The sequence below is a fragment of the Streptosporangium longisporum genome, from assembly GCF_039534895.1.
In the GTDB taxonomy this organism is placed as follows: Bacteria; Actinomycetota; Actinomycetes; order Streptosporangiales; family Streptosporangiaceae; genus Streptosporangium; species Streptosporangium longisporum.
Window position 1 is genome coordinate 668262 of sequence record NZ_BAAAWD010000019.1, and the last position, 22116, is coordinate 690377.

Annotated in this window: 6 protein-coding genes; all 6 read left to right on the forward strand. The window is 74.4% G+C overall.

What is annotated here, in order from left to right; all coding sequences use genetic code 11:
* Positions 1–183 precede the first annotated feature (183 nt).
* The 6 genes from ABD832_RS34775 to ABD832_RS34800 are packed head-to-tail and all read left to right on the forward strand — an operon-like array spanning position 184 to position 22058.
* On the forward strand, positions 184–5757 hold the full coding sequence (locus ABD832_RS34775; RefSeq protein WP_344904292.1) for a type I polyketide synthase: 5574 nt from the start codon (positions 184–186) through the stop codon (positions 5755–5757).
* The gene (locus ABD832_RS34780) at positions 5754–5963 is read left to right on the forward strand and encodes an MbtH family protein (protein ID WP_344904295.1); all 210 of its coding nucleotides are present in this window, start codon (positions 5754–5756) and stop codon (positions 5961–5963) included. The genes ABD832_RS34775 and ABD832_RS34780 overlap by 4 nt, the downstream gene beginning before the upstream one ends.
* On the forward strand, positions 5960–9220 hold the full coding sequence (locus tag ABD832_RS34785; RefSeq protein WP_344904298.1) for a non-ribosomal peptide synthetase: 3261 nt from the start codon (positions 5960–5962) through the stop codon (positions 9218–9220). Before ABD832_RS34780 ends, ABD832_RS34785 begins: the two co-directional genes overlap by 4 nt.
* Positions 9213–16367 carry an amino acid adenylation domain-containing protein gene (locus ABD832_RS34790; protein ID WP_344904300.1) on the forward strand — a complete coding sequence of 2385 codons (7155 nt, stop codon included), beginning with the start codon at positions 9213–9215 and terminating at the stop codon, positions 16365–16367. The genes ABD832_RS34785 and ABD832_RS34790 overlap by 8 nt, the downstream gene beginning before the upstream one ends.
* On the forward strand, positions 16364–20521 hold the full coding sequence (locus tag ABD832_RS34795; protein ID WP_344904303.1) for an AMP-binding protein: 4158 nt from the start codon (positions 16364–16366) through the stop codon (positions 20519–20521). The genes ABD832_RS34790 and ABD832_RS34795 overlap by 4 nt, the downstream gene beginning before the upstream one ends.
* Positions 20502–22058 carry an MFS transporter gene (locus tag ABD832_RS34800; protein WP_344904306.1) on the forward strand — a complete coding sequence of 519 codons (1557 nt, stop codon included), beginning with the start codon at positions 20502–20504 and terminating at the stop codon, positions 22056–22058. Before ABD832_RS34795 ends, ABD832_RS34800 begins: the two co-directional genes overlap by 20 nt.
* The last annotated feature ends 58 nt before the right edge of the window (positions 22059–22116 follow it).

Sequence of the window (22116 nt, forward strand, 5' to 3'; positions counted from 1 at the left end):
CTGCCGCCTCCGAGACCGGATCCGGGCCGACGACCGATCGGCCCGGAGTCCCGGACCACGACGTCCACCACGCCACCGACACCGGGAACGTCCCCGGCGTCACCGGCGGACACGACGTCCCGTACAGCCAGACCCCCCGCATCGGCGCCGACCGCGCCCAGCAAGGAAGAAAGGGACCCCCGCATGGCCGAGGAGCCCACCGTCGAACCGATCGCGATCATCGGCCTCTCGTGCAGGGTGCCGGGAGCAGGAGACGCCAGGCAGTTCTGGCGCAACCTCTCCGACGGAGTGGAGTCGCTGACCCACTTCACCCGCGAGGAGCAAAGGGCGCTCGGCGTGCCCGACCACATCCTCGACGACCCGGACTTCGTGCCGGCCGCGATGATGCTCGACGACCACCAGGGGTTCGACGCCGCGTTCTTCGGCATGTCGATCAGGGAGGCGGAGATCCGGGACCCGCAGCACCGGCTCTTCCTCGAACTGTCGCACACCGCCCTGGAGGACGCGGGCTACGACTCGTTCAGGTACCCGGGCGAGATCGGCGTCTACGCCGGCTCCGGCTCGGACTTCTACCAGTGGATCAACATCAGGAGCAACGCGCAGGCCCACGCCAACGCGGGCTGGCTGGCCGTCATGGTCGGCAACCACGTCGACTACTGCGCCACCCTGTCGTCGTACAAGCTGGACCTGCGCGGTCCCAGCTACACGCTGCACACGGCGTGCTCGACCTCGCTGGTCGCGATCCACGTCGCCGCCGAGGCGCTGCGCAACGGCGAGTGCGACATGGCCCTGGCCGGCAGCGCCATGCTGGACCTGCCGCAGGGCCAGGGGTACGTCTACGACGAGGACGGCATCGTCTCCCCCGACGGGCACTGCCGCGCCTTCGACGCCAAGGCCGCCGGCACGATCTGGGGCAGCGGCGGCGGCGTGGTCGTGCTGAAGCGGCTGTCGGAGGCGATCGAGGACGGCGACAACGTCCGGGCCGTCATCCTGGGCAACGCGATCAACAACGACGGCGCCAGCAAGGTGGGCTTCTCCGCGCCCAGCATGGACGGGCAGGCCGCGGTCGTCGCCCAGGCGCTCGGGGTCGGCGGGGTCGACCCGCGCACCATCACCTACGTCGAGGCGCACGGCACCGGCACCGCGCTGGGCGACCCGATCGAGGTCGCGGCGCTGAGCAGCGTGTTCCGCCAGGACACCGACGACACCCAGTGGTGCGGCATCGGCTCGGTCAAGAGCAACATCGGCCACCTGGGCCAGTCGGCGGGCATCGCCAGCATCATCAAGGCCGTGCTGGCCCTGGAGAACGGGCTGATCCCGCCCACGCTGCACTACGAGAGCCCCAACCCCAAGATCGACTTCGCGCAGAGCCCGTTCTACGTGACGGCGTCGGCGACCAAGTGGGAGCCGAACGGCTTCCCGCGGCGGGCGGGCGTCAGCTCGTTCGGCATCGGCGGCACCAACGCGCACATCGTGCTGGAGGAGGCGCCCAGGGCGGCCCGCGAGGAGCGCGACCCGCGCCCGGCGCACCTGCTGCGCCTGTCGGCAAGGACCGACTCGGCGCTGGCCGCCGCCGCCGAGCAGCTGGCCGCGCACCTGGACGCCAACCCCGAGGCCGACCTGGCCGACGTCGCCCACACCCTGCGGGTGGGGCGCAGGGAGCTGTCGCGCAGGACCGCGGTGGTGGCCTCCGGCGTCGCCGACGCCGTCGCCGCGCTGCGCGACCCCAAGCGCCTCATCAGCGGCGCCACCTCGCGCCGCACCCCGCGCCCGGCGTTCCTGTTCTCCGGGCAGGGCTCGCAGTACGCGGGCATGGGCGCCGAGCTGTACCGCACCGAGCCGGTCTTCAGGGACGCGGTCGACGAGTGCGCCGAGATCCTGCGCGCCGAGCTCGGCGAGGACCTGCGCGACCTGATCTTCGCCCGTGGCGAGGAGGCCGACGAGCGGCTGCGGCAGACCTCGCTGACCCAGCCGGCCCTGTTCACCGTGGAGTACGCGCTGGCCACGCTCTGGCGCTCGCTGGGCGTCGAGCCGGCCGGCATGATCGGCCACAGCATCGGCGAGTACGTCGCGGCGACCGTGGCCGGGGTGTTCAGCCTGCCGGACGCGCTGCGGCTGGTGGCGGCCCGGGGCCGCCTGGTGCAGGGCATGCCCCCCGGGGCCATGCTCGCCGTGCAGCTCGCGCCCGACGAGATCGGGCCGCTGCTGCCCGACGGCGTGTCGGTGGCGACCGTCAACGGCCCGGGCACCTGCGTGGTGGCCGGCCCGCCGGACGCGATCGCCGAGCTGTCCGCGATGCTGGAGGAGGAGGGCGTCGGCCGGATGGAGCTGCGCACCTCGCACGCCTTCCACTCGGAGATGATGGACCCGATCCTGGGCGAGTTCCGGGAGCTGGTGGCCGGTGTCGAGCGGTCGGCGCCGAGCCTGCCGTTCCTGTCGAACGTGACCGGCACCTGGATCACCGCGGCCGAGGCGACGGACCCGTCGTACTGGGCCCGGCACATGCGCGAGCCGGTACTGTTCGGCGACTGCGTGGCGGCCCTGCTCGCCGACGGCGACTGGATCATGATCGAGTGCGGTCCCGGCAAGCAGCTCTCCGGGCTGGCGCGGGCGCAGAACCCGCCGGGCGCGGTCGCGCCGCTGCCGTCGCTGCCCGGTCCCAAGGACGACGGCGGTGACGTGCGGGTGCTGTCGGCCGCGTACGGCACGCTGTGGGCGCACGGCATCGCCCTGGAGGCGTTCGGCCAGGAGGGCCGCCGCGTCTCGCTGCCCACCTACCCGTGGGAGCGCCAGCGCGCCTGGATCGACCCCGACCCGCACGGCGCGTTCGTCGGCGGCGTGGCCAACCCCGCGCCGGTCGAGGAGGACCTGCCGCTGGACCGCTGGTTCAGCGTCCCGGTGTGGCGTCAGACCCCGCCCGGCCCGGCACCGCTGTCGCCGGTCACCCGGGCGCTGGTCCTGGCCGACGAGGGCTCGGCCGGTCTGGTGGACGCGCTGCGCGCCGGCGGCACCGAGGTGATCGAGGTCAGGCCCGGTACGGAGTTCGCCTCCTCGGGCGAGGGCTACACCGTGCGCCCGGCCGAGCGCGCCGACTACGACGCGCTGCTGGCGGCCGTCGGCGAGGTGCCCGGCCGGGTGGTCCACGCCTGGACCGTCTCCGCCGAGCCCGCCGCCGGTGTCGACGAGACCTGGAAGGCCCAGGACCTGGGCTTCTTCAGCGTGCTGGCGCTGGTGCAGGCGCTGACCGCGGTGCAGCCCGCCGACGGGGTGGAGCTGTCCCTGCTCACCTCCGGCGCGCAGGACGTCGTCGGCGGCGACCTGATCCGCCCCGAGCACGCGACGCTGGCCGGGTTCCCCCGGGTGGTGCCGCTGGAGACCCCGTGGCTGCGGGTGCGGCACGTCGACGTGGAGGCCCGCGACTGGGTCAGGCACGCCGCGGCCGAGCTGGGCCGCAGGCCCGAGACGGACGAGGCCGGGCTGCTGACCACGGTCAGCATCCGCGGCGGGCGGCGCTGGTCGCAGCGGTACGAGCAGCTGGAGGTCCCCGCGGTCGAGGCCGTGGCGGACGGGACGGCGCCGGCCGAGGCGGGCCACGCGGGCCCCGGCCAGGACGAGACGGCCCTGGCGGTCACCGGCCAGGCCGGTCCGGTGGACGGTCAGGTCTACGTGATCACCGGTGGCCTGGGCGGCATCGGCATCTCCCTCGCCGAGGACCTGGCGGCACGGGCCCGGGTGCGGCTGGTGCTGCTCTCGCGGAGCGGGCTGCCGGAGCGGTCGGCCTGGGACGCGCACCCGGGCGGCCGCCAGGGACGGGCGATCGCCGCGATCCGCACGATGGAGCAGGCCGGGGCCGAGGTCCTGGTGCTGGCCGCCGACGTCACCTCCCCCGCCGACATGCGCCGGGTCAGGGAGGAGACGCTGGCCGCCTTCGGCCGGGTGGACGTGATCGTGCACGCCGCCGGACTGCCCGGCGGCGGCATGGCCGAGATCAAGGAGCGGGCCGCGGCCGAGCAGGTGCTGGCGCCCAAGGTGGCCGGCACGCTCGCGCTGCGCGACGCCTTCGGCGACCTCGACCTGCAGGCCGTGGTGCTCTGCTCGTCGATCACCGCGGTGGCGGGCGGCTTCGGCCAGGTCGACTACTGCGCGGCCAACAACTTCCTGGACGCGCACGCCAGGGGCGAGCACGGCTGGCGCGCGGCCACCGTCGTCTCGGCCAACTGGGGCAAGTGGCTCGAGGTCGGCATGGCGGCGGAGGTCACCGCCCCGGCCGGGTTCGTGGCGCTGCAGCGCGGCGACCGGATCAGGGCCATCGACCACCCGGTGCTGGCGGCCTGGCACGAGGCCGACGGCGAGGGCCTCGGCTGGGCCGGTGGCGGCCTGTCGCCCGACACGCACTGGGCGCTGGACGGTCACCGGATCTCCGGGGTGCCGGTGCTGCCCGGCACCGGTCACCTGGAGCTGGCGCGTACCGCCGTCGAGGCGGGACTGCCCGGCACCGGCGCGGTGGAACTGCGCGACGTGGTGTTCGTCGAGCCGCTCTCGGTGGCCGACGGCGCCTACGCCGAGGTGCGGGTGATGTTCAGCCCCGAGGCCGACGGCGCGGAGTTCCAGGTGCAGAGCGTCATCGGCGGCCAGCAGCGCACCCACGCGCGCGGCACCGCCGCCAAGGTCGACGCCCCGGCCGGCCGGCAGGCCGACGTGACGGCGATCATCGAGCGCTGCACCCCCGCCACCGAGGAGCAGGGCGGCGTGCCGCTGTCCGGGCTGCTCACGCTCGGCCCGCACTGGGGCCACATGCAGGAGTGGTACATCGGCCAGAACGAGGCCCTGGGACGGTTCGAACTGCCCGAGGAGCTCTCGCAGGACCTGGACGGCTGGGGACTGCACCCGGCCCTGCTGGACAGCGCGACCTCCTTCACCTGGATCGACGTCGTCGGCCACTACCTGCCGCTCGGCTACGGCCGCATCACCGTCGCCGACCGGCTGCCCGGCACGTTCTGGAGCCACATGCGCTTCCGCGACAGCGGCACCGACGAGGTGCTGGCGGTCGACGTGACGCTCATCGACGACGACGGCGCGATCGTGGTCGAGATCTCCGACTACGTGCTGCGGCGCATCAACACCGAGTCGGTGGTGGCCGGGGTGACGGCCAACGCCGGCGCCCAGCCGACCGGCACGGTCGCCACCGGCGACCAGGGCGGCGCGGTCGCGACGGTCGCCAGTGGCCCCGACGCGGTCGGCATCCGCCCGGCCGAGGGGGCCGAGGCGTTCCACCGGCTGCTGGCCACCCCCCTGGGCCCGCAGGTGGTGATCGCCGCGACGCCGGTGGCCGACTACCTGTCGGGCGTCGGGTCGGTCACCCAGGAGACGGTGGAGACGGAGCTGGACCCGGCCGCCGTGTCCGACCGTCCGGCCCGTCCCGGCCACGGCGACGACTACGTCGCGCCCCGCGGCGACGTCGAGACCGCCATCGCCCGGCTCTGGAGCGAGGTGCTCGGCGGCGAGCGCATCGGCGCCGACGACGACTTCTTCGAGCTTGGCGGCAACTCGCTGATCGCCGTGCAGCTCATCGCCCTCATCCGCAAGGAGCTGGGCGTCCGGCTGCCGATGCGCAGCCTCTTCGAGGAGCCCACGGTGGCCGGGGTCACCTCGCTGATCGAGCAGGCACGCGCCGCCGCGCCCGCGGCGGAGACCACCGCCCCGGCCGCGAACCAGACCGCCATCCCCCGTCTCCCCCGCAGGAGTGAGCAGCAGTGACCGACTCCCTTCCCGACACCAAGGTCGTCCTCAACGACGAGGAGCAGTACTCCGTCTGGCCCGCCGACCGGGAGAACCCGGCCGGCTGGCGCGACGAGGGCTTCACCGGCACCAAGGACGAGTGCCTGGCCCACATCGAGCAGGTCTGGACCGACATGCGCCCGCGCAGCCTCCGCGAGGCGATGCAGGCCGGGGGCGCGGGATGACCACCGGACAGGTGGAGGACGTCTTCCCGTCCTCCTCGGGTCAGGAGCGCATGTGGTTCCTGGCCCGCTTCGAGCCCGAGCTCGCCGTCTACAACATCGGCATGGTCATCCCGATGACCGCGCGCCAGCCGGTCGACCCGCGCCGCCTGGAGGCGGCCATCGCCCAGGTGGTGCGCCGTCACGAGGTGCTGCGCACCGTCTTCGAGTTCCGCGACGGCCAGGTGATGCAGATCGTCGACGGCAAGGTCCCGCCGGTGCGGCTGACCGAGACCGACCTGACCCACCTGCCGCCGGACGAGCGTGAGGCCGAGCTCGCCCGGCTGGCCAAGAGCGACGGCGTCGCGCCGTTCGTGCTGGACCAGGCGCCGCTGTGGCGGCTGCGGCACGTGCGGATGGGCGAGAACGACCTGCGGCTGGTCTGCGTGTTCGACCACACGGTGTTCGACGGCGTCTCCAGCCACATCTTCGTCAACGAGCTGGAGGAGTGCTACGACGCGATCGGCGAGGGCCGCGAGCCCAAGCTCGGCGAGGTCCCGATCCAGTTCGCCGACTTCGCCGTCTGGCAGCGGGGACGGCTGACCGGCGAGTTCGTCGAGCAGGAGCTGGCGCACTGGCGCGAGCAGCTGGCCGGCATCCCGGCCGACCTGGCGCTGCCCGCCGACCGGCCGCGGCCGCGCAGCCGCAGCTTCCGCGGCGAGATGCACCTGGCCGCGTTCTCCCCGGAGACCTCGGCGGGCGTGCAGCGGCTGGCCAAGGACCTGAACACCACGCTGTTCACCGTCATGCTCACCGCGTTCACGACCGTGCTGGCCCGCTGGTCGGGGCAGTACGACGTGGTGGTGGGCACCCCCATCGCGGGGCGGCTGCTGCCGGAGACCGAGCCGGTCATCGGCATGTTCGTCAACGCGGTGGCGCTGCGCTCGGACCTGTCCGGCGACCCGACGTTCGCCGAGGCCACCGGACGGGTGCGCAACACGGTCGCCGAGGCCCTGGACCACCAGGAGCTGCCGTTCGAGCGGCTGGTGGAGGCGCTCCAGCCGACCAGGGACCTGAGCGTGCCGCCGATCTACCAGGTGATGTTCAACCTGGCCGTCGACACCAACGAGGGCCAGATCGCCAACGGGACCGCCAAGGTCGACGTGCAGCTCGACATCAACATGCGCGACGGGCGGCTGCACCTGCGCCTGGAGTACAGCACGGACCTGTTCGACCGGCCCACCATGGAGCGGTTCGCGTCCTGCCTGGAGACGGTGGTCGAGGCCGCGATCGCCGACCCGAACACGCCGATCTCCGAGCTGCCGCTGCTGAGCCCGGCCGAGAGCGAGCGCGTCCTCGCGCTCGGCACGGGCGAGGACCTGGAGGACCTGCGGGACCTGCGCGGCACCGGCGTGGGGACCGGCGGTGTGCCGGACTCGCAGGTCACGCTGACCTCGCTGATCGAGGCGCAGGTGGCCAGGACGCCGGACGCCCCGGCCGTGGTCGCGGGCGACGTCACGCTGACGTACGCGGAGCTGGACGAGCGGGCCGGTGCGCTGGCCCACTGGCTGCGCAGGATCGGCGTGCGGCGGGGCAGCCCGGTCGCGGTCTGCGCCGAGCGCTCGGCCGAACTGGTCGTGGCGCTGCTCGGGGTGCTCAAGGCGGGCGGCGCCTACGTCCCGCTGGACCCGGAGTACCCGCCGTCGCGGCTGGCGTTCATGCTGTCCGACAGCGGCGCACGGGTCATGCTGACCCAGCGCCACCTGCGCGACCTGCTCCCCGAGGGCGCGATCAAGCCGGTGCTGCTGGACGCCCCCGAGTCCTGGGGGCCGCAGCCCGCGGGGTCGCCGCCGCCGGTCACCGGCCCGGACGACGCCGCCTACATGATCTACACCTCGGGGTCGACCGGCCGTCCCAAGGGCGTCGTCAACACCCACCGGGGCATCGTCAACCGGCTCGCCTGGATGCAGCGCCGGTTCGGCCTGACCTCCGGCGAGACGGTCCTGCAGAAGACCCCGACCAGTTTCGACGTGTCGGTCTGGGAGTTCTTCTGGCCGCTGGTCACCGGCGCCTCCCTGGTGCCGGTCCGGCCGGGCGGGCACCGCGACCCCACCCACCAGCGCGACCTGATCAAGGCGCACTCGGTGAGCACGGTGCACTTCGTGCCCTCGATGCTGGCGCTGTTCCTGGAGGAGACCGGCATCGAGTCGTGCGGGTCGCTCAAGCGGGTGATCTGCAGCGGTGAGGAGCTGCCGCCCCGGGTCGCCGCCCGGTTCATGGAGCGGCTGCCCGGCGTGGAGCTGCACAACCTGTACGGGCCGACCGAGGCCGCGGTCGACGTGACCGCCTGGCAGGTGACCGGCGAGAACCCGGACGCGGTACGGGAGCTGCACACGCTGCCCATCGGCACGCCCATGCCGGGCAACCGGCTGCACGTGCTGGACGACGCGCTCCGGCCGCTGCCGGTCGGCGTCCCCGGGCACCTGCACATCGGCGGGATCCAGGTGGCGCGCGGCTACGCCGGGCGCCCGGCGCTGACCGCCGAGCGGTTCGTCCCCGACCCGTACGGGCCCGCCGGTTCGCGGCTGTACGCGACCGGCGACCTGGCCCGGGTCCGCGCCGACGGGAACCTGGAGTTCCTCGGGCGGCTGGACGACCAGGTGAAGGTGCACGGCTGGCGGGTCGAGCTCGGCGAGATCGAGTCCGTGATCGCAGAGCACCCGAAGGTGCGGCGGGCGATCGTGGCGCTGCGCGACGACGCGCCGGGCGGACGCGGCCTGGTCGGCTACGTCGACTGGTCGGGAGACCCGGCGGCGCTCACCGCCGAGATGCGCAGGGCACTGGCCAAGAAGCTGCCCGCCGCGCTCATCCCGCAGGCGTTCGTCGGGATCGACCACGTCCCGCTGGGGCCGAGCGGCAAGCTGAACCGGGGAGCGCTGCCCGCGCCCACCGGTTCGGGCCGCGCCGACCTCGGCACCCCCTACGCCGAGCCGCGCACCCCGCTGGAGACCGAGCTGTGCGCCTTGTGGGGCGAGCTGCTGGGCCGCGAGCGGATCGGCGTCGACGACGACTTCTTCCAGCTCGGCGGCCACTCGCTGCTGGCGGTGCTGCTGGTCACCCGCTACCGGGAGACCTACGGGGTGGAGATGCCGTTGCGGCGCTGCTTCGAGGCGACCACGGTCGCCGAGCACGCCCTGGTCGTCCTGGAGTCGCAGTTCGACGAGGACGACGGGGAGATGGAGGCGCTGCTGGCGTCGCTGGAGGACCCCGCGAATGAGTGACCTGAGGGCGAGGCTGGCCCGGCTCAGCCCGGAACAGCGCGCCGCGCTGGAGGAGAGGATGCGGCGGCAGCCGTCGCCGCAGCGTGCCCGGGGCATCCCCCGGCGCACGGGCGACGGGCCGCCGCCCCTCTCCTTCGGCCAGGAACGGCTGTGGTTCCTGCAGCAGCTGGACCCGGCCGACGCCTCGTACAACATGTTCATGGTCCAGCGGCTGCGCGGCCGGGTCTCGGCCGAGGCCCTGCGGCATGCGCTGGGCCGCCTGGTGGAGCGGCACGCCACGCTGCGTGCCCGCTTCACCGCGCGCGAGGGCAGCCCGGTGCAGGAGATCGGGCCGCCTGTGCCGGTCGAGCCGGACCTGATCGACCTGTCCGGCCTGCCGGCCGGCGAGCGGGAGGCCCGCGCGACCGAGCTGGTCGCCGACCTCACCAACCGCCCGTTCGACCTGGCGGCCGGGCCGCTGCTGCGGGTCCACCTGATCACCATGTCGCAGGCCGACCACGTGCTCTGCGTGGTGCTGCACCACATCGTGGCCGACGGCTGGTCGCTGAAGGTCCTGCTGGGCGAGTTCGCGACCTTCTACGGCGCCCACCTGGAGGGACGCGAGGCCGACCTGCCGGAGCCGGTGCTGGAGTACGCCGACTACGCCGCCTGGCAGCGCGAGCGCCTGGACGAGGAGAGCGTGCGCCGCCAGCTCGACTACTGGGGCGAGCGGCTGGCCGGGGTGCCGGTGCTGGACGTCCCGGCCGACCGGCCCCGGTCGCCGGTGCGCTCGTCCAACGGCGACTACGCGGCGCGCCGGATCGGGCGGGAGCTGACCGCCCGCCTGGACCGGCTGGCCAGGGACGAGCGCTGCACGCCGTTCATGGTGCTGCTGGCCGCCTTCCACACGCTGCTCGGCGCCCACTCCGGGCAGGACGACGTGTGCGTGGGATCGGTGATCGCCGGACGGGAACACCCCGAGCTGGAGCACGTCGTCGGGTTCTTCCCGAACACGCTGGCACTGCGCGCCGACCTGTCGGGCGACCCGGGCTTCCGGGAACTGCTCGGCCGGGTCCGGTCGACGGTGCTGGACGCCTTCGCCCATCAGGACATCCCCTTCGAGCGGCTCCTGAACGAGCTGCACGTGGAGCGGGACCTGAGCACCACGCCGCTGTTCCAGGCGATGTTCGTGATGCAGGACAAGGACGCCTCCGAACTGACCATCCCCGGCGTGGAGACCGGCGTCTTCGACCCGGGCGCGCGCCAGGCCAAGTTCGACCTGATGCTGGACGTGACGCCGCGCTCGGACTCGCTGTACGCGCTGCTGTCCTACAACGCCGACCTGTTCGAGCCGGACACGATGGCCCGGATGCTGCGCCGGTACGAGCGCACGCTGGAGGCCGTGGTCGCCGACCCCGACATCCCGCTCTCGCGCCTGCGCGCCGCGATGCTGCTCCCCGAGGACCGGCTGCCCGCGGTCACCGCGTCGCTGTCCACGAGCACGCGTCCCTCCTCTTCTTCCTCGTCCCCGGTCTCCCCGACCGGCGTGGTGGCCGGGCCCGCAGCCGGGCCACCGGACGGGAGCACCCGTACGGGCGGTGCGACGGCCGTGGCCGGCCCTCCGGACGGGACCGCCGGTGTGGTCGGGCTGTTCGAGGAGCGGGCCCGGCTGGCGCCGGACGCGCCTGCGGTCACCCACGGGGACCGGCGGCTGAGCTACGCCGAGCTGGACGAGCGCGCCGGACGACTGGCCGCGCGGCTGGCCGCCGCGGGGGCCGGGCCGGAGACGGTGGTCGCCGTACGCGCCCGGCGCGGTCTCGAACTGGTCGTGGCACTGCTCGCGGTGCTCAAGGCGGGCGGCGCCTACCTCCCGCTGGACCCCGCCTACCCGGCCGAGCGGCTGCGCTGGATGCTGCGCGACAGCGGTGCCGCGCTGCTGCTCTCCCAGGGCGACCCCGGCCTCCACGACGCCCCCGGCTCCCACGGCTCACAGGACGGCCCCGGCTCGCACGGTGGCCCCGGCTCGCAGAGCGGCTCCGGCTCACAGGACGGCCCAGGCTCGCAGGGCGGCGCCGACCTCCGGCAGGGCACCGGCGCGGTGATCTCGCTGGAGGGCGTCGCCGACGGCCCGTCCGACGACACCACGACGTCCACCGGGGACACGGGCACCGGCCTCCGGGCCCCGAGCTCCGCGAGCTCCGCGGGCTCCACGCGCCCGGCCAATCTGGCGTACGTGATCTACACCTCGGGTTCGACCGGCCGTCCCAAGGGCGTGCAGGTCGAGCGGCGGGCGCTGGACGCGCGGGTGGCGTGGATGCGCGCCGAGTACGGGGTCGGGCCCGACGACCGGGTGCTCCAGTTCGCCTCGGTGGGCTTCGACACCCACGCCGAGGAGATCTACCCCGCGCTCACCTCGGGGGCGGAGCTGGTGCTCGCCCCGGACGAGCCGCTCCCCGACTTCCTGCGGACCCCGGCCGGCGCGTCGCTGACCGTGATGGACCTGCCCACCTCCTACTGGCAGGAGCTGGTCGCGGCCCGGATCGCCTGGCCCCCGGCGCTGCGCCTGCTGATCCTGGGCGCCGACCCGCTGCCCGCACCGGTGCTCGCCACCTGGTACGAGACGCACGGCGAGCGCGTCATCCTGGTCAACAGCTACGGGCCGACCGAGACGACGATCATCGCCACCGCCGGGGAACTCGACCCCTCCGAGGCGTCCAGGCGGCCCACCGTGGGCCACCCGCTCTCCGCCACCCGCGTCCACGTGCTGGACCGCGACGGGGCACCGGTCCCGGTCGGCGTACCGGGTGAGCTCTGCATCGGCGGCGACGGCCTCGCCCGCGGTTACCTGGGCTCGCCCGCGCTGACGGCCGAGCGCTTCGTGCCCGACCCGTACGGCCCGGCCGGGGCACGTCTCTACCGCACCGGCGACCGGGCCAGGTTCCGGCCGGACGGCCGCCTGGAGATCCTCGGCCGCCTCGACCGCCAGGTGAAGATCCGCGGCTACCGCGTGGAGCCCGGTGAGATCGAGGCCCGGCTGCTGGCCCACCCCCGGGTGGCGCGGGCCACCGTGACGGTCAGGGAGGACACCCCCGGCGACCGCCGCCTGGTCGCCTACGTCGTCCCCCGGGACCTCGTCACCACCGAGCCCGTCCCTGACGGGTCCGTCACGGGCGAGTCCGTCACGGGCGAGCCGGGCACGGACGCGCCGGGCACGGACGGCCCGCAGACCGGGCAAAAGGCCGCTCCCCCGGTCGGCGGGCGGCCCGGTGGCGAGGACCTGCGCGAGCACCTCACCGCGGAACTGCCGCCGCACCTGGTGCCGAGCGCCGTGGTGGAGATCGCGCACATCCCGCTCACGCCGAGCGGGAAGGTCGACCAGGCGGCGCTGCCCGCCCCCGAACACCGCTCCGGCGAGGGCTACCTGGCCCCGGAGAGCGCCACGCAGGAGCTGGTCTGCGCGGTCTGGGCCGAGGTGCTGGGCGTCGAACGGGTCGGAGTGCTCGACGACTTCTTCCAGCTCGGCGGTCACTCGCTGCTCGCGACCAGGACCATCGCCAGGCTCTCGGCCGCGACCGGGCTGGACGTCCCGCTGAAGCTGGCCTTCAGCCACTCGTCCGTACGGCGGCTGGCTCAGGCGCTCGACGAGCTGGCCTCGGAGGGTCCTGGCACCGCCGCGGGGCCCGGCCCGGTCCGGCGTCCGGAGGGGACGGCACCGCCGCTGTCGTTCGCGCAGGAACGGCTCTGGTTCATGGAGCAGTTCAGCCCCGGCACGAGCGCCTACGTGCTGCCCGCCGCGGCACGGCTGCGCGGGCCGCTGGACCTCGCGGCACTGACCGCGAGGCTGGACGCGGCCGTGACGCGGCACGAGAGCCTGCGGATGCGTTTCCCCGCCGCCCCCGACGGACGGCCCGAGGTGAGGATCGTCCCCGCGGACGACCCCGCTGCGCGGGTCACGCTCCGCGTCGTCGAGGCGATCCCCGCGACCGGAACCGGAACGAAGGCCGGAACCGGGACGGAGACCGTAGCCGGAACGGGGACCGGAGTGGGGACCGGAGTGGGGACGCCCCCCGACGCCGACCCCGGAGCGGGCACGACCACCGGCACCGGCACCCACGCCGACGCCGGAGCGGGCACGACCACCGGCACCGGGGCCGAGGCCGAGGCGCGCCGGATCGTCAGCGACGACGCGGCACGTCCCTTCGACCTCGCCGACGGCCCGCCGCTCCGGGCGACCCTGGTCAGGCTCGGCCCGGACGACCACGTGCTGCTGGTCGCCGTGCACCACATCGTGGCCGACGGCTGGTCGGCGGAACTCCTGCTGGACGAGCTGCTCTCCGGCCGCACCGGCCGCGCGGACCCGTCCGTCGGGTACGGCGACTACGCGCTCTGGCAGCGGGACCGCCTGACCGGGGAACGCCTGGAGGGGCACCTGGAGTTCTGGCGGCGGGAACTGGCCGCGCTGCCCCCGCTGGAGCTCCCCCTCGACCGGCCCAGGCCCGCCCGGCAGGGTCACCGGGGAGCCTGGTACGACCTGCGGCTGGACGCCGGGCTCACCGGCGACCTCGGCGCGCTGGCGCGCGAGAACGGCGCCACCCTCTACATGGTGCTGCTCGCCGCCTACCAGGCCGTGCTCTCCCGCTGGTCGGGGCAGCGCGACTTCGCGGTGGGCTCGCCGGTGGCCGGACGGGACCGGGCCGAGTTCGAGGACGTGGTCGGGTTGTTCGTGAACCTGCTCCCGCTCCGGGCCCGGCTGGAGGGCGACCCCACGTTCGCCGACCTGCTCGGCCGTACCCGTGACGCCGCCCTGGAGGTCTACGCCCACCAGGAGCTGCCGTTCGAGAAGCTCGTCGCCGAGCTGGACCTGGCCAGGGACGCCACCCGGTCGCCCGTGGTGCAGGCCCTCTTCGCACTGCAGAGCTACCTGGGCGGCACGGTCCCGACCGTGACACCGTCCGCGACGACGACCGGGACACCGACCACGACGACGACCGGGACGACGGCCGCGACGGTGACCGAGCCGTTCGCGCCCGACACCACCTCCACCCGCTTCGACCTGGAGCTCTACGTCTCGGAGACCGGGGGCGCCCTGGCCGCGAGGTTCGTCTACGACCGCGACCTGTTCGCGGCCGGGACCGTCGAGCGCATGGCCGCGTCCTTCGAGACGTTCCTGCGTTCGGCCGTCGCCGCCCCGCACACCCGGGTCGGCGACCTGGAACTCCTCTCCCCCGCGGAGCGGGACCTGGTGCTGACCGGATGGAACGCCACCGGCACCGCGTACCCGCCGCCGGAGACGTTGCACGGCCTCATCGAGGCCCAGGTGGCGCGCACCCCCGGTGCCCCCGCCGTGGTCTTCGAGGGGGAGACGCTCACCTACGCCGAGCTGGACGACCGGGCCGAGGCCCTGGCCGCGCGGCTCCGCGCCACGACGGGCCCCGACGGCACCGGGAACATCGGGAACGCCGGGGTGTTCGCCGTACGGGCGGAGCGCTCGCTCGACCTGCCGGTGCGGCTGCTGGCCGTGCTCAAGGCCGGGGCCGCCTACCTCCCGCTCGACCCGGGCCTGCCCGACCGGCGGGTGGAGGCCATGCTCGCCGACGCCGGGGCCGTGGAACTCGACCACGTCGTCCGGTCCCCCAACCCCACCGCCTCCACCGGCCCCACCGGCGCCGGGGAGGAGGACGGCCGGGCGGGGACCCCGCCGGACGCGCTCGCGTACGTGATCTTCACGTCCGGGTCGACCGGGCGTCCCAAGGGCGTCGGGGTCTCGCACCGGGCGATCGTGAACCGGCTGCGCTGGATGCAGGAGACCTACCGGCTGGACGCCGGTGACGCGGTGCTGCAGAAGACCCCCGCCGGGTTCGACGTGTCGGTGTGGGAGTTCTTCTGGCCGCTGATCAGCGGCGCGCGCCTGGTGCTCGCCCGTCCCGACGGCCACCGCGACACCGCCTACCTGCGCGACCTCGTCACCGCGCAGGCGATCACCACGATGCACTTCGTCCCGTCGATGCTGGCGGCCTTCACCGCCGAGGAGCGGATCGAGGAGTGCCGTTCGCTGCGCCGGGTGATCTGCAGCGGCGAGGAGCTCACCGCCGCGGCGGCGGAACGGCTGACCGGCCGGCTGCCCGGGGTGGAGCTGCACAACCTCTACGGCCCCACCGAGGCCGCGGTCGACGTCTCCTGGCACCGCTACGCGCCGGGCGAGCCGACCGTGCCGATCGGCCGTCCGGTGGCCAACACCCGCCTGTACGTGCTGGACGGCTCGCTGCGCCCGGTGCCCGCGGGGATGCCGGGCGAGCTGTTCATCGGCGGGGTGCAGGTGGCCCGCGGCTACCTCGGCCGCCCCGCCCTGACCGCCGAACGCTTCCTGCCCGACCCCTACGGACCCCCCGGCTCCCGCCTGTACGCCACCGGAGACCGCGCCCGCTGGCGACCCGACGGCGAACTCGACTACCTCGGCCGCCTCGACACCCAGACCAAGATCCGCGGAATGCGCGTCGAACCCGGCGAGATCGAGGCCGCGCTCGCCCGTCACCCGGAGCTGGCCGCCGCGGCGGTCGGCGTGACCGACGGTCCCGGAGGGGCCCGGCTGGTCGGCTACGTCGTGCGCCGGCCCGTCCCCGGCGTCGACGGCACCCCCTCCGGGCGGGCACCGGGCGGCGGACCGGGCGGGGCGGACCCGGACCTGCACGAACGGCTCCGGGACCTGCTCCGCGAGGAGCTGCCCGAGCACATGATCCCCTCCCTCTGGGTCGAGCTGGAGGCCCTGCCGCTCACCCCGAACGGCAAGCTCGACCGGGCGGCGCTGCCGTCGCCGTCGCCGCACTCCGGCGGCCCGGCCTGGGAACCCCCGCGTCCCGGCGCCGAGCAGGACGTGGCCGAGGTCTGGCAGGGAGTGCTCGGCCTGGACAAGGTGGGCCGCCACGACGGCTTCTTCGCCGTCGGCGGTGACTCCATCCTCAGCCTCTCGGTGGTGGCCGGACTGCGCCGCCGGGGCTACACGCTGGACCTGCAGCGGCTGTTCACCCACCAGACCGTGGCCGAGCTGGCCTCCGTACTGGACACACCAGGCGCAGAACCCGCCGCCGAGCCGGAGCCGGAGGCCCCCTCCGGGGCGTTCGGCCTGCTCAGCGCCGCGGATCTGGCCAAGCTCAGGAAGGGCGAACGATGATCGAGGACGCGTACCCGCTGGCGGCGCTGCAGGCGGGGATGCTGTATCACAGCGAACTCGAACCCGGCAGCCCCACCTACCACGACCTGATGACCGTCACGCTGCGCGGCGCCCTGAACGTCCCGGCGCTGACCGGGGCACTGGCCGGGGTCGCGGCCCGGCATCCGGTGCTGCGCACCTCCTTCGACCTGACGGGGTTCAGCGAGCCGTTGCAGCTCGTGCACGACGTCGTGACGATCCCGCTGGAGGTCGTGGACCTGTGTGACGGCGCCGCGACGACGGTCGTCCCGGGCGCGCCCGGCACGGACGGCACCGGCACCGGCTCGGCCGACGCGAGCGGCACCGGCGTCGCGGGCGGCACGGGCGTCGGCGGGAAGAGCCCGCGGGAGCGGCTGGCGGCCTGGCGGGAGGTGGAGAAGCACAACGGGTTCGACTGGTCGTCCCCGCCGCTGCTGCGGGCGTACGCGCACGTGCTGGACGACGAGGAGTTCGCGCTCAGCCTCAGCTTCCACCACGCGATCCTGGACGGCTGGAGCGTCGCGGCGCTGGTCACCGAGCTGCTGGGCCGCTACGACGCGGGCTGCGCGCAGGCGGACGGTTCCGCGCCCGCGCCCGAGCCGGCCCCGCCGCGGGCCCTGTTCCGCGACCTGGTCGCGGCTGAGCGGGCGGCGACGGCCTCGGCGCAGGCGCGGGAGTTCTGGCGCGAGCGCGTCGAGGACGCCCCGGAGAGCCGGCTGCCCCGGCTGCCCGGGTTCCCGACCGGCGGCCCGCGCGCCGCGCAGGTGGTGGCCGTGCCCGTACCGGACGGGACCGTCGCGGAGCTGGAGCGGCAGAGCCGCGAGCTGCGGGTGCCGCTGCGCACCACGCTGCTGACGGCCTACCTGACGGCGCTGGGGCACGTCACCGGGGAGCGGGACGTGATGGCCGGTGTCCTCGGCCACGGCCGTCCCGAGAACGAGGGCGGCGGCGAGGTGCTGGGGCTGTTCCTCAACACGCTGCCGCTGCGGGTGCGCCTCGACGCGGGCGACCGGGCCGGGCTGATCCGGCGGGTGTTCGACGCCGAGGTGGCCGCGGTGCCCCACCGGCACTACCCGCTGTTCGAGATCCAGCAGGCCGCCGGGCGCTCGCCGCTGCTGGACACCCTGTTCGACTTCCGGGACTTCCACGTGTACGGGGGCCGGTCGTCCGACGGCGTGGCCATCACCGGGCAGGAGTTCTTCGAGCAGACCGACATGCCGTGCACGGTGGCCTTCGTCCGCCTGCCCGGGGGCGGCCTGACCCTCACGCTGTCCTACGACGCCTCGCAGTTCCCGCGCGAGCAGATGGAGTCCCTGGCCGGGCGGGTGATCGACGCGCTGACCGGCGAGCCGGGCGCGGACCCGGCGGAGAACGAGACGATCGACCGGTGGAACGCCACCGGCCGTGCCCACCCGGCGGGCGGCACCCTGCACGGACTGTTCTTCGCGCAGGCCGCGCTGACCCCCGACGCCCCGGCGGTGGGCTTCGAGGGCTCCTGGGTCACCTACCGCGAGCTGGCCGCTCGCGCCTCGGCGATCGCCGCCGAGCTGTACCGGGCCGGGGTGTCGCACGACCGGCCGGTGGGGGTGCTGCTCGAACGGAGCGCGGACCTGCCGGCCGCCCTGCTGGGCGTGCTCGCGGCCGGGGGCGCCTACCTGCCGCTGGAGCCGGGCCACCCGGTCGCCCGGATGCGCGGCATGCTCGACGACGCCGGGGCCTCGGTCCTGCTGACCTCCGCCGACCTCGCCGACGAGGCGCCGGACGGGGTGCGCGTCGTCGTGCTGCCGCCCGCGGCGACCGGCCGGGCCGCGGATCTCGCCGACCCCGCCGACCTCGTCGCCGGCCTGGCCGAGGACCTTCCGGACGCGCTCGCGTACGTGATCTTCACGTCCGGGTCGACCGGGCGTCCCAAGGGCGTCGGGGTCTCGCACCGGGCGATCGTCAACCGGCTGCGCTGGATGCAGGAGACCTACCGGCTCACCGCGGCCGACCGGGTGCTGCACAAGACGCCGATCTCGTTCGACGTGTCGGTGTGGGAGCTGTTCTGGCCGCTGCTCACCGGCGCGGGCATGGTGGTGACCCGGCCGGGCGGGCACTACGAGCCCGGTCACCTCCTCGACCTCATCGAGACCGAGAAGGTCACCACGGCGCACTTCGTGCCGTCCATGCTCGACGCGTTCCTCGACACGCCCGACCTCGTCGCGGACCCCGTCCCCGCCGACGGCACGGGCACCCGGGACACCGGGGACACCGGGGACACCGGGGACGCTGCGGACGCTGCGGAGACCGCGACCGCGCTCCTGGTGGACATCGCCAAGGCGTCCGTCGCGGACGCGCCGGACGAATCGGATGAATCAGGCGAGCCGGTCGAGCCGGCCGGTGCCCGTACGGGCAGCCTGCGCCGGGTGGTGTGCTCGGGCGAGGCGCTCCCCGCCGACCTGGTGCGGCGCTTCGCCGAGCGGCTGCCCGGGGTGGAGCTGTACAACCTCTACGGCCCCACCGAGGCCGCGGTCGACGTCTCCTGGCACCGGTGCGACCCGTCCGAGCCGACGGTCCCGATCGGCCGCCCGGTCGACAACACCCGCCTGGAGGTGCTCGACGAGCGGTTCGGCCGGGCCCCGGTGGGAACCCCCGGGCAGCTGTTCATCGGCGGGGTGCAGGTGGCCCGCGGCTACCTCGGCCGCCCCGCCCTGACCGCCGAACGCTTCCTGCCCGACCCCTACGGACCCCCCGGCTCCCGCCTGTACGCCACCGGAGACCGCGCCCGCTGGCGACCCGACGGCGAACTCGACTACCTCGGCCGCCTCGACACCCAGACCAAGATCCGCGGAATGCGCGTCGAACCCGGCGAGATCGAGGCCGCGCTGCTGGCCGAACCCGAGGTCCGGGCGGCGGCCGTCGTCGCCGAGGGCGACCGCCTGATCGGCTACGTGGTGACCGCCGAGACCGTCGACTGGCGCTCCCGGCTGCGTTCCCGGCTGCCCGAGCACATGATCCCCTCGGCCTGGGTGACGCTGGACGCGCTCCCCCTCACCCACAACGGCAAGCTGGACCGCAAGGCCCTGCCCGCGCCGGAGCGGGCGGGCGGCGACGCCTTCCGGGTGCCGCCCAGGGACCCGGTCGAGGGACGGGTCGCGGCGATCTGGGAGGAGCTGTTCGACGTCCCCATGGTCGGGGTGTTCGACGACTTCTTCGACATGGGCGGGCACTCGCTGCTGGCGCTGCGGCTGGCCGTGCGGATCAGGCGGGAGTTCGGCAGGGACCTGCCGGTGGCCACCGTGCTGGCCTCGCCGACCGTGGCGGGCCTGGCCGACGTGCTGCGCCGCCCGGAGGACCTGAGCGAGCAGCGGCTGGTGACGCTCAACGCCGAGGGGGACCGCCCGCCGATCGTCCTGGTGCACGCCCTGGGCGGGCAGGTCTTCCGCTACCAGCCGATGGCCCGCAGGCTCGGGCCCGACCAGCCCGTCTACGCGATCGCCGCCGCCGGGCTGGCCCCGGGCGAGGACCCGCACACCACCATGGCCGACATGGTCGAGGACTACGTCGATCGGCTGCGCGCCGTCCGGCCGCACGGCCCGTACGTGCTGGGCGGTTTCTGCATCGGCGGGAACATCGCGATGGAGATGGCCCGGCGGCTGCGCGACCTCGGCGAGGAGGTCCCGCTGCTGGTGCTGTTCTACTCCGACGCCGACGAGCCCGTGATCAACAGCTCGCTGGAGGACGACGCCTCCCTGATGACCCACGCGCTGGCCGGAGGTCCGCTGGAGGCCGACGCCGCCGAGTTCGCCGGGCTCGGCCCGGAGGAGATGCTGGTGGCCGTCATCGCCGCGGCGAGCCGGGAGCAGCGGCTGGCCCCCGACACCGCCGACGTCGAGCAGGCCCGGCGCTTCCTGCGGGTGTTCCGGGCCAACGCGCACGCGGTCGGCCGCTACCGGCACGAGCCGTACGACGGTGACGTGGCGCTGTTCGCCCCCACCGGGGACCGGCCCGACCTGGGCTGGCGCGACGTGGTGAAGGGGAACCTCGCGATCGAGGCGATCCCCGGCGAGCGCGTGGTCATCCTGTTCGAACCCCTGGTCGCCGAGGCGGCCGCCAAGCTGAGGAGTTGGATCGACCATGGTGTCACCGGACACTGAGAGCACCCGGGGCGCCGGGAACGCGGGGCCGCCCCGGCTCGCGGACGGCGCCGAGAGCCCCGGCGGCGTCCCGTCCGCCGGGTCGGCGGCGCCAGCGACCGTCACCGGCCCTCCCGGGGAGCCCGCGGGACCGGCCGCGCCCGCCGGGGTCGTCGGCCCCGCCGGGGAGGCCGCGGGACCGACGGACCCCGCCGCGCTCGGCGACGGCGGCGTTTCCGGCGGCCCCGGTGGCCCGGGCGAGCCCGGAGACCCGAAGGACGCCGGGGAGGGGGAACGGCCCGGGCAGGGCGGGGGCGGCGGCAGCCTCTGGAGCAACCAGGACTTCCTCCGCCTGTGGACCGGCCAGACCCTCTCCCAGTTCGGCTCGCAGATCTCCTACCTGGTGATCCCGCTGATCGCCATCGTCACGCTGGGGGCGAGCTCGACCGAGATGGGCATCCTCGGCGCGCTGCTCCGGCTGCCGATGCTGGGCTTCCTGCTGTTCGGCGTCTACATCGACCGGATGCGCAAGCGGCCGGTGCTGATCTGGTCGGACCTGGGCCGGGCCGCGGTGCTCGCCCTGGTGCCGCTGATGTACGTGATGGACTCCCTCACGCTCGGCGTGCTGTACGTCGTCGTGTTCCTGCTGAGCCTGCTGTCGGTGCTGTTCCAGGTCGCCTACCGCTCCTACTTCCCGCTGCTCGTCCCGCTGCACCAGCTCGGCGAGGGCAACGGCAAGCTGCAGCTGAGCGAGTCGCTGGCGCAGACGGCCGGTCCGGGCGTCGGCTCGGCACTGCTCAAGGTGGTGGCCGCGCCGCTGCTCATCATGATCGACGTGCTCACGTACCTGTTCTCCGCGATCGCGATCATGCTCATCCGCAAGCGCGAGGACGCCCCCGTCCCCGACGAGGAGACGGCCGGGAGCGTGCACCGGGCGATCTGGGCGGGCTTCAAGTGGATCATGGACCAGCCGATGATCCGGCCGCTGGCCATCGCCAGCGGGCTGTACTCGTTCTTCGTCATGGGCGCGATGCAGTCGATCTACGTGCTGTTCCTGCTGCGGGGCGGGCCCAACCTGCCCCCGGAGTGGGTGGGCATCGTGATGGCGACCGGCGGTGTCGGCGCCATCCTCGGCGCGACCATGTCGGTGAGGACCATGCGCGGCATCGGGATCGGCCCGACACTGCTGTGGAGCACGGTCGTCGGCAACTGCGCGCTGCTGCTGATCCCGTTCGCGTCCGGACCGGTCTGGCTGGCCGCCGGGATGCTCGGCCTCTCCCAGTTCGTCGTCTGGGCGAGCAACCAGGTCTTCTTCGTCAGCAACATGACCCTGGTCCAGTCGATCACGCCGCCGCACCTGCAGGCCAGGGTGATCGGCACGATCTACTCCCTCGGCCTGATCCCGGCGCCGCTCGGCGCCCTGGGCGCGGGCCTGCTCGGCGAGACCCTCGGCCTGCGTACGGCCATCCTGTTCGCGGTCGTCGCCGGGGCCATCCTGCCCATCCTGCTGCTGGTCTTCTCCCCGATCCCGAAGGTGAAGGAGATCCCCGGCACCTGACCGGTCGCGGGCCCTCCCCCACCGCGGGAGGGCCCGTCACCGGCCGGTCCTCTCCGTC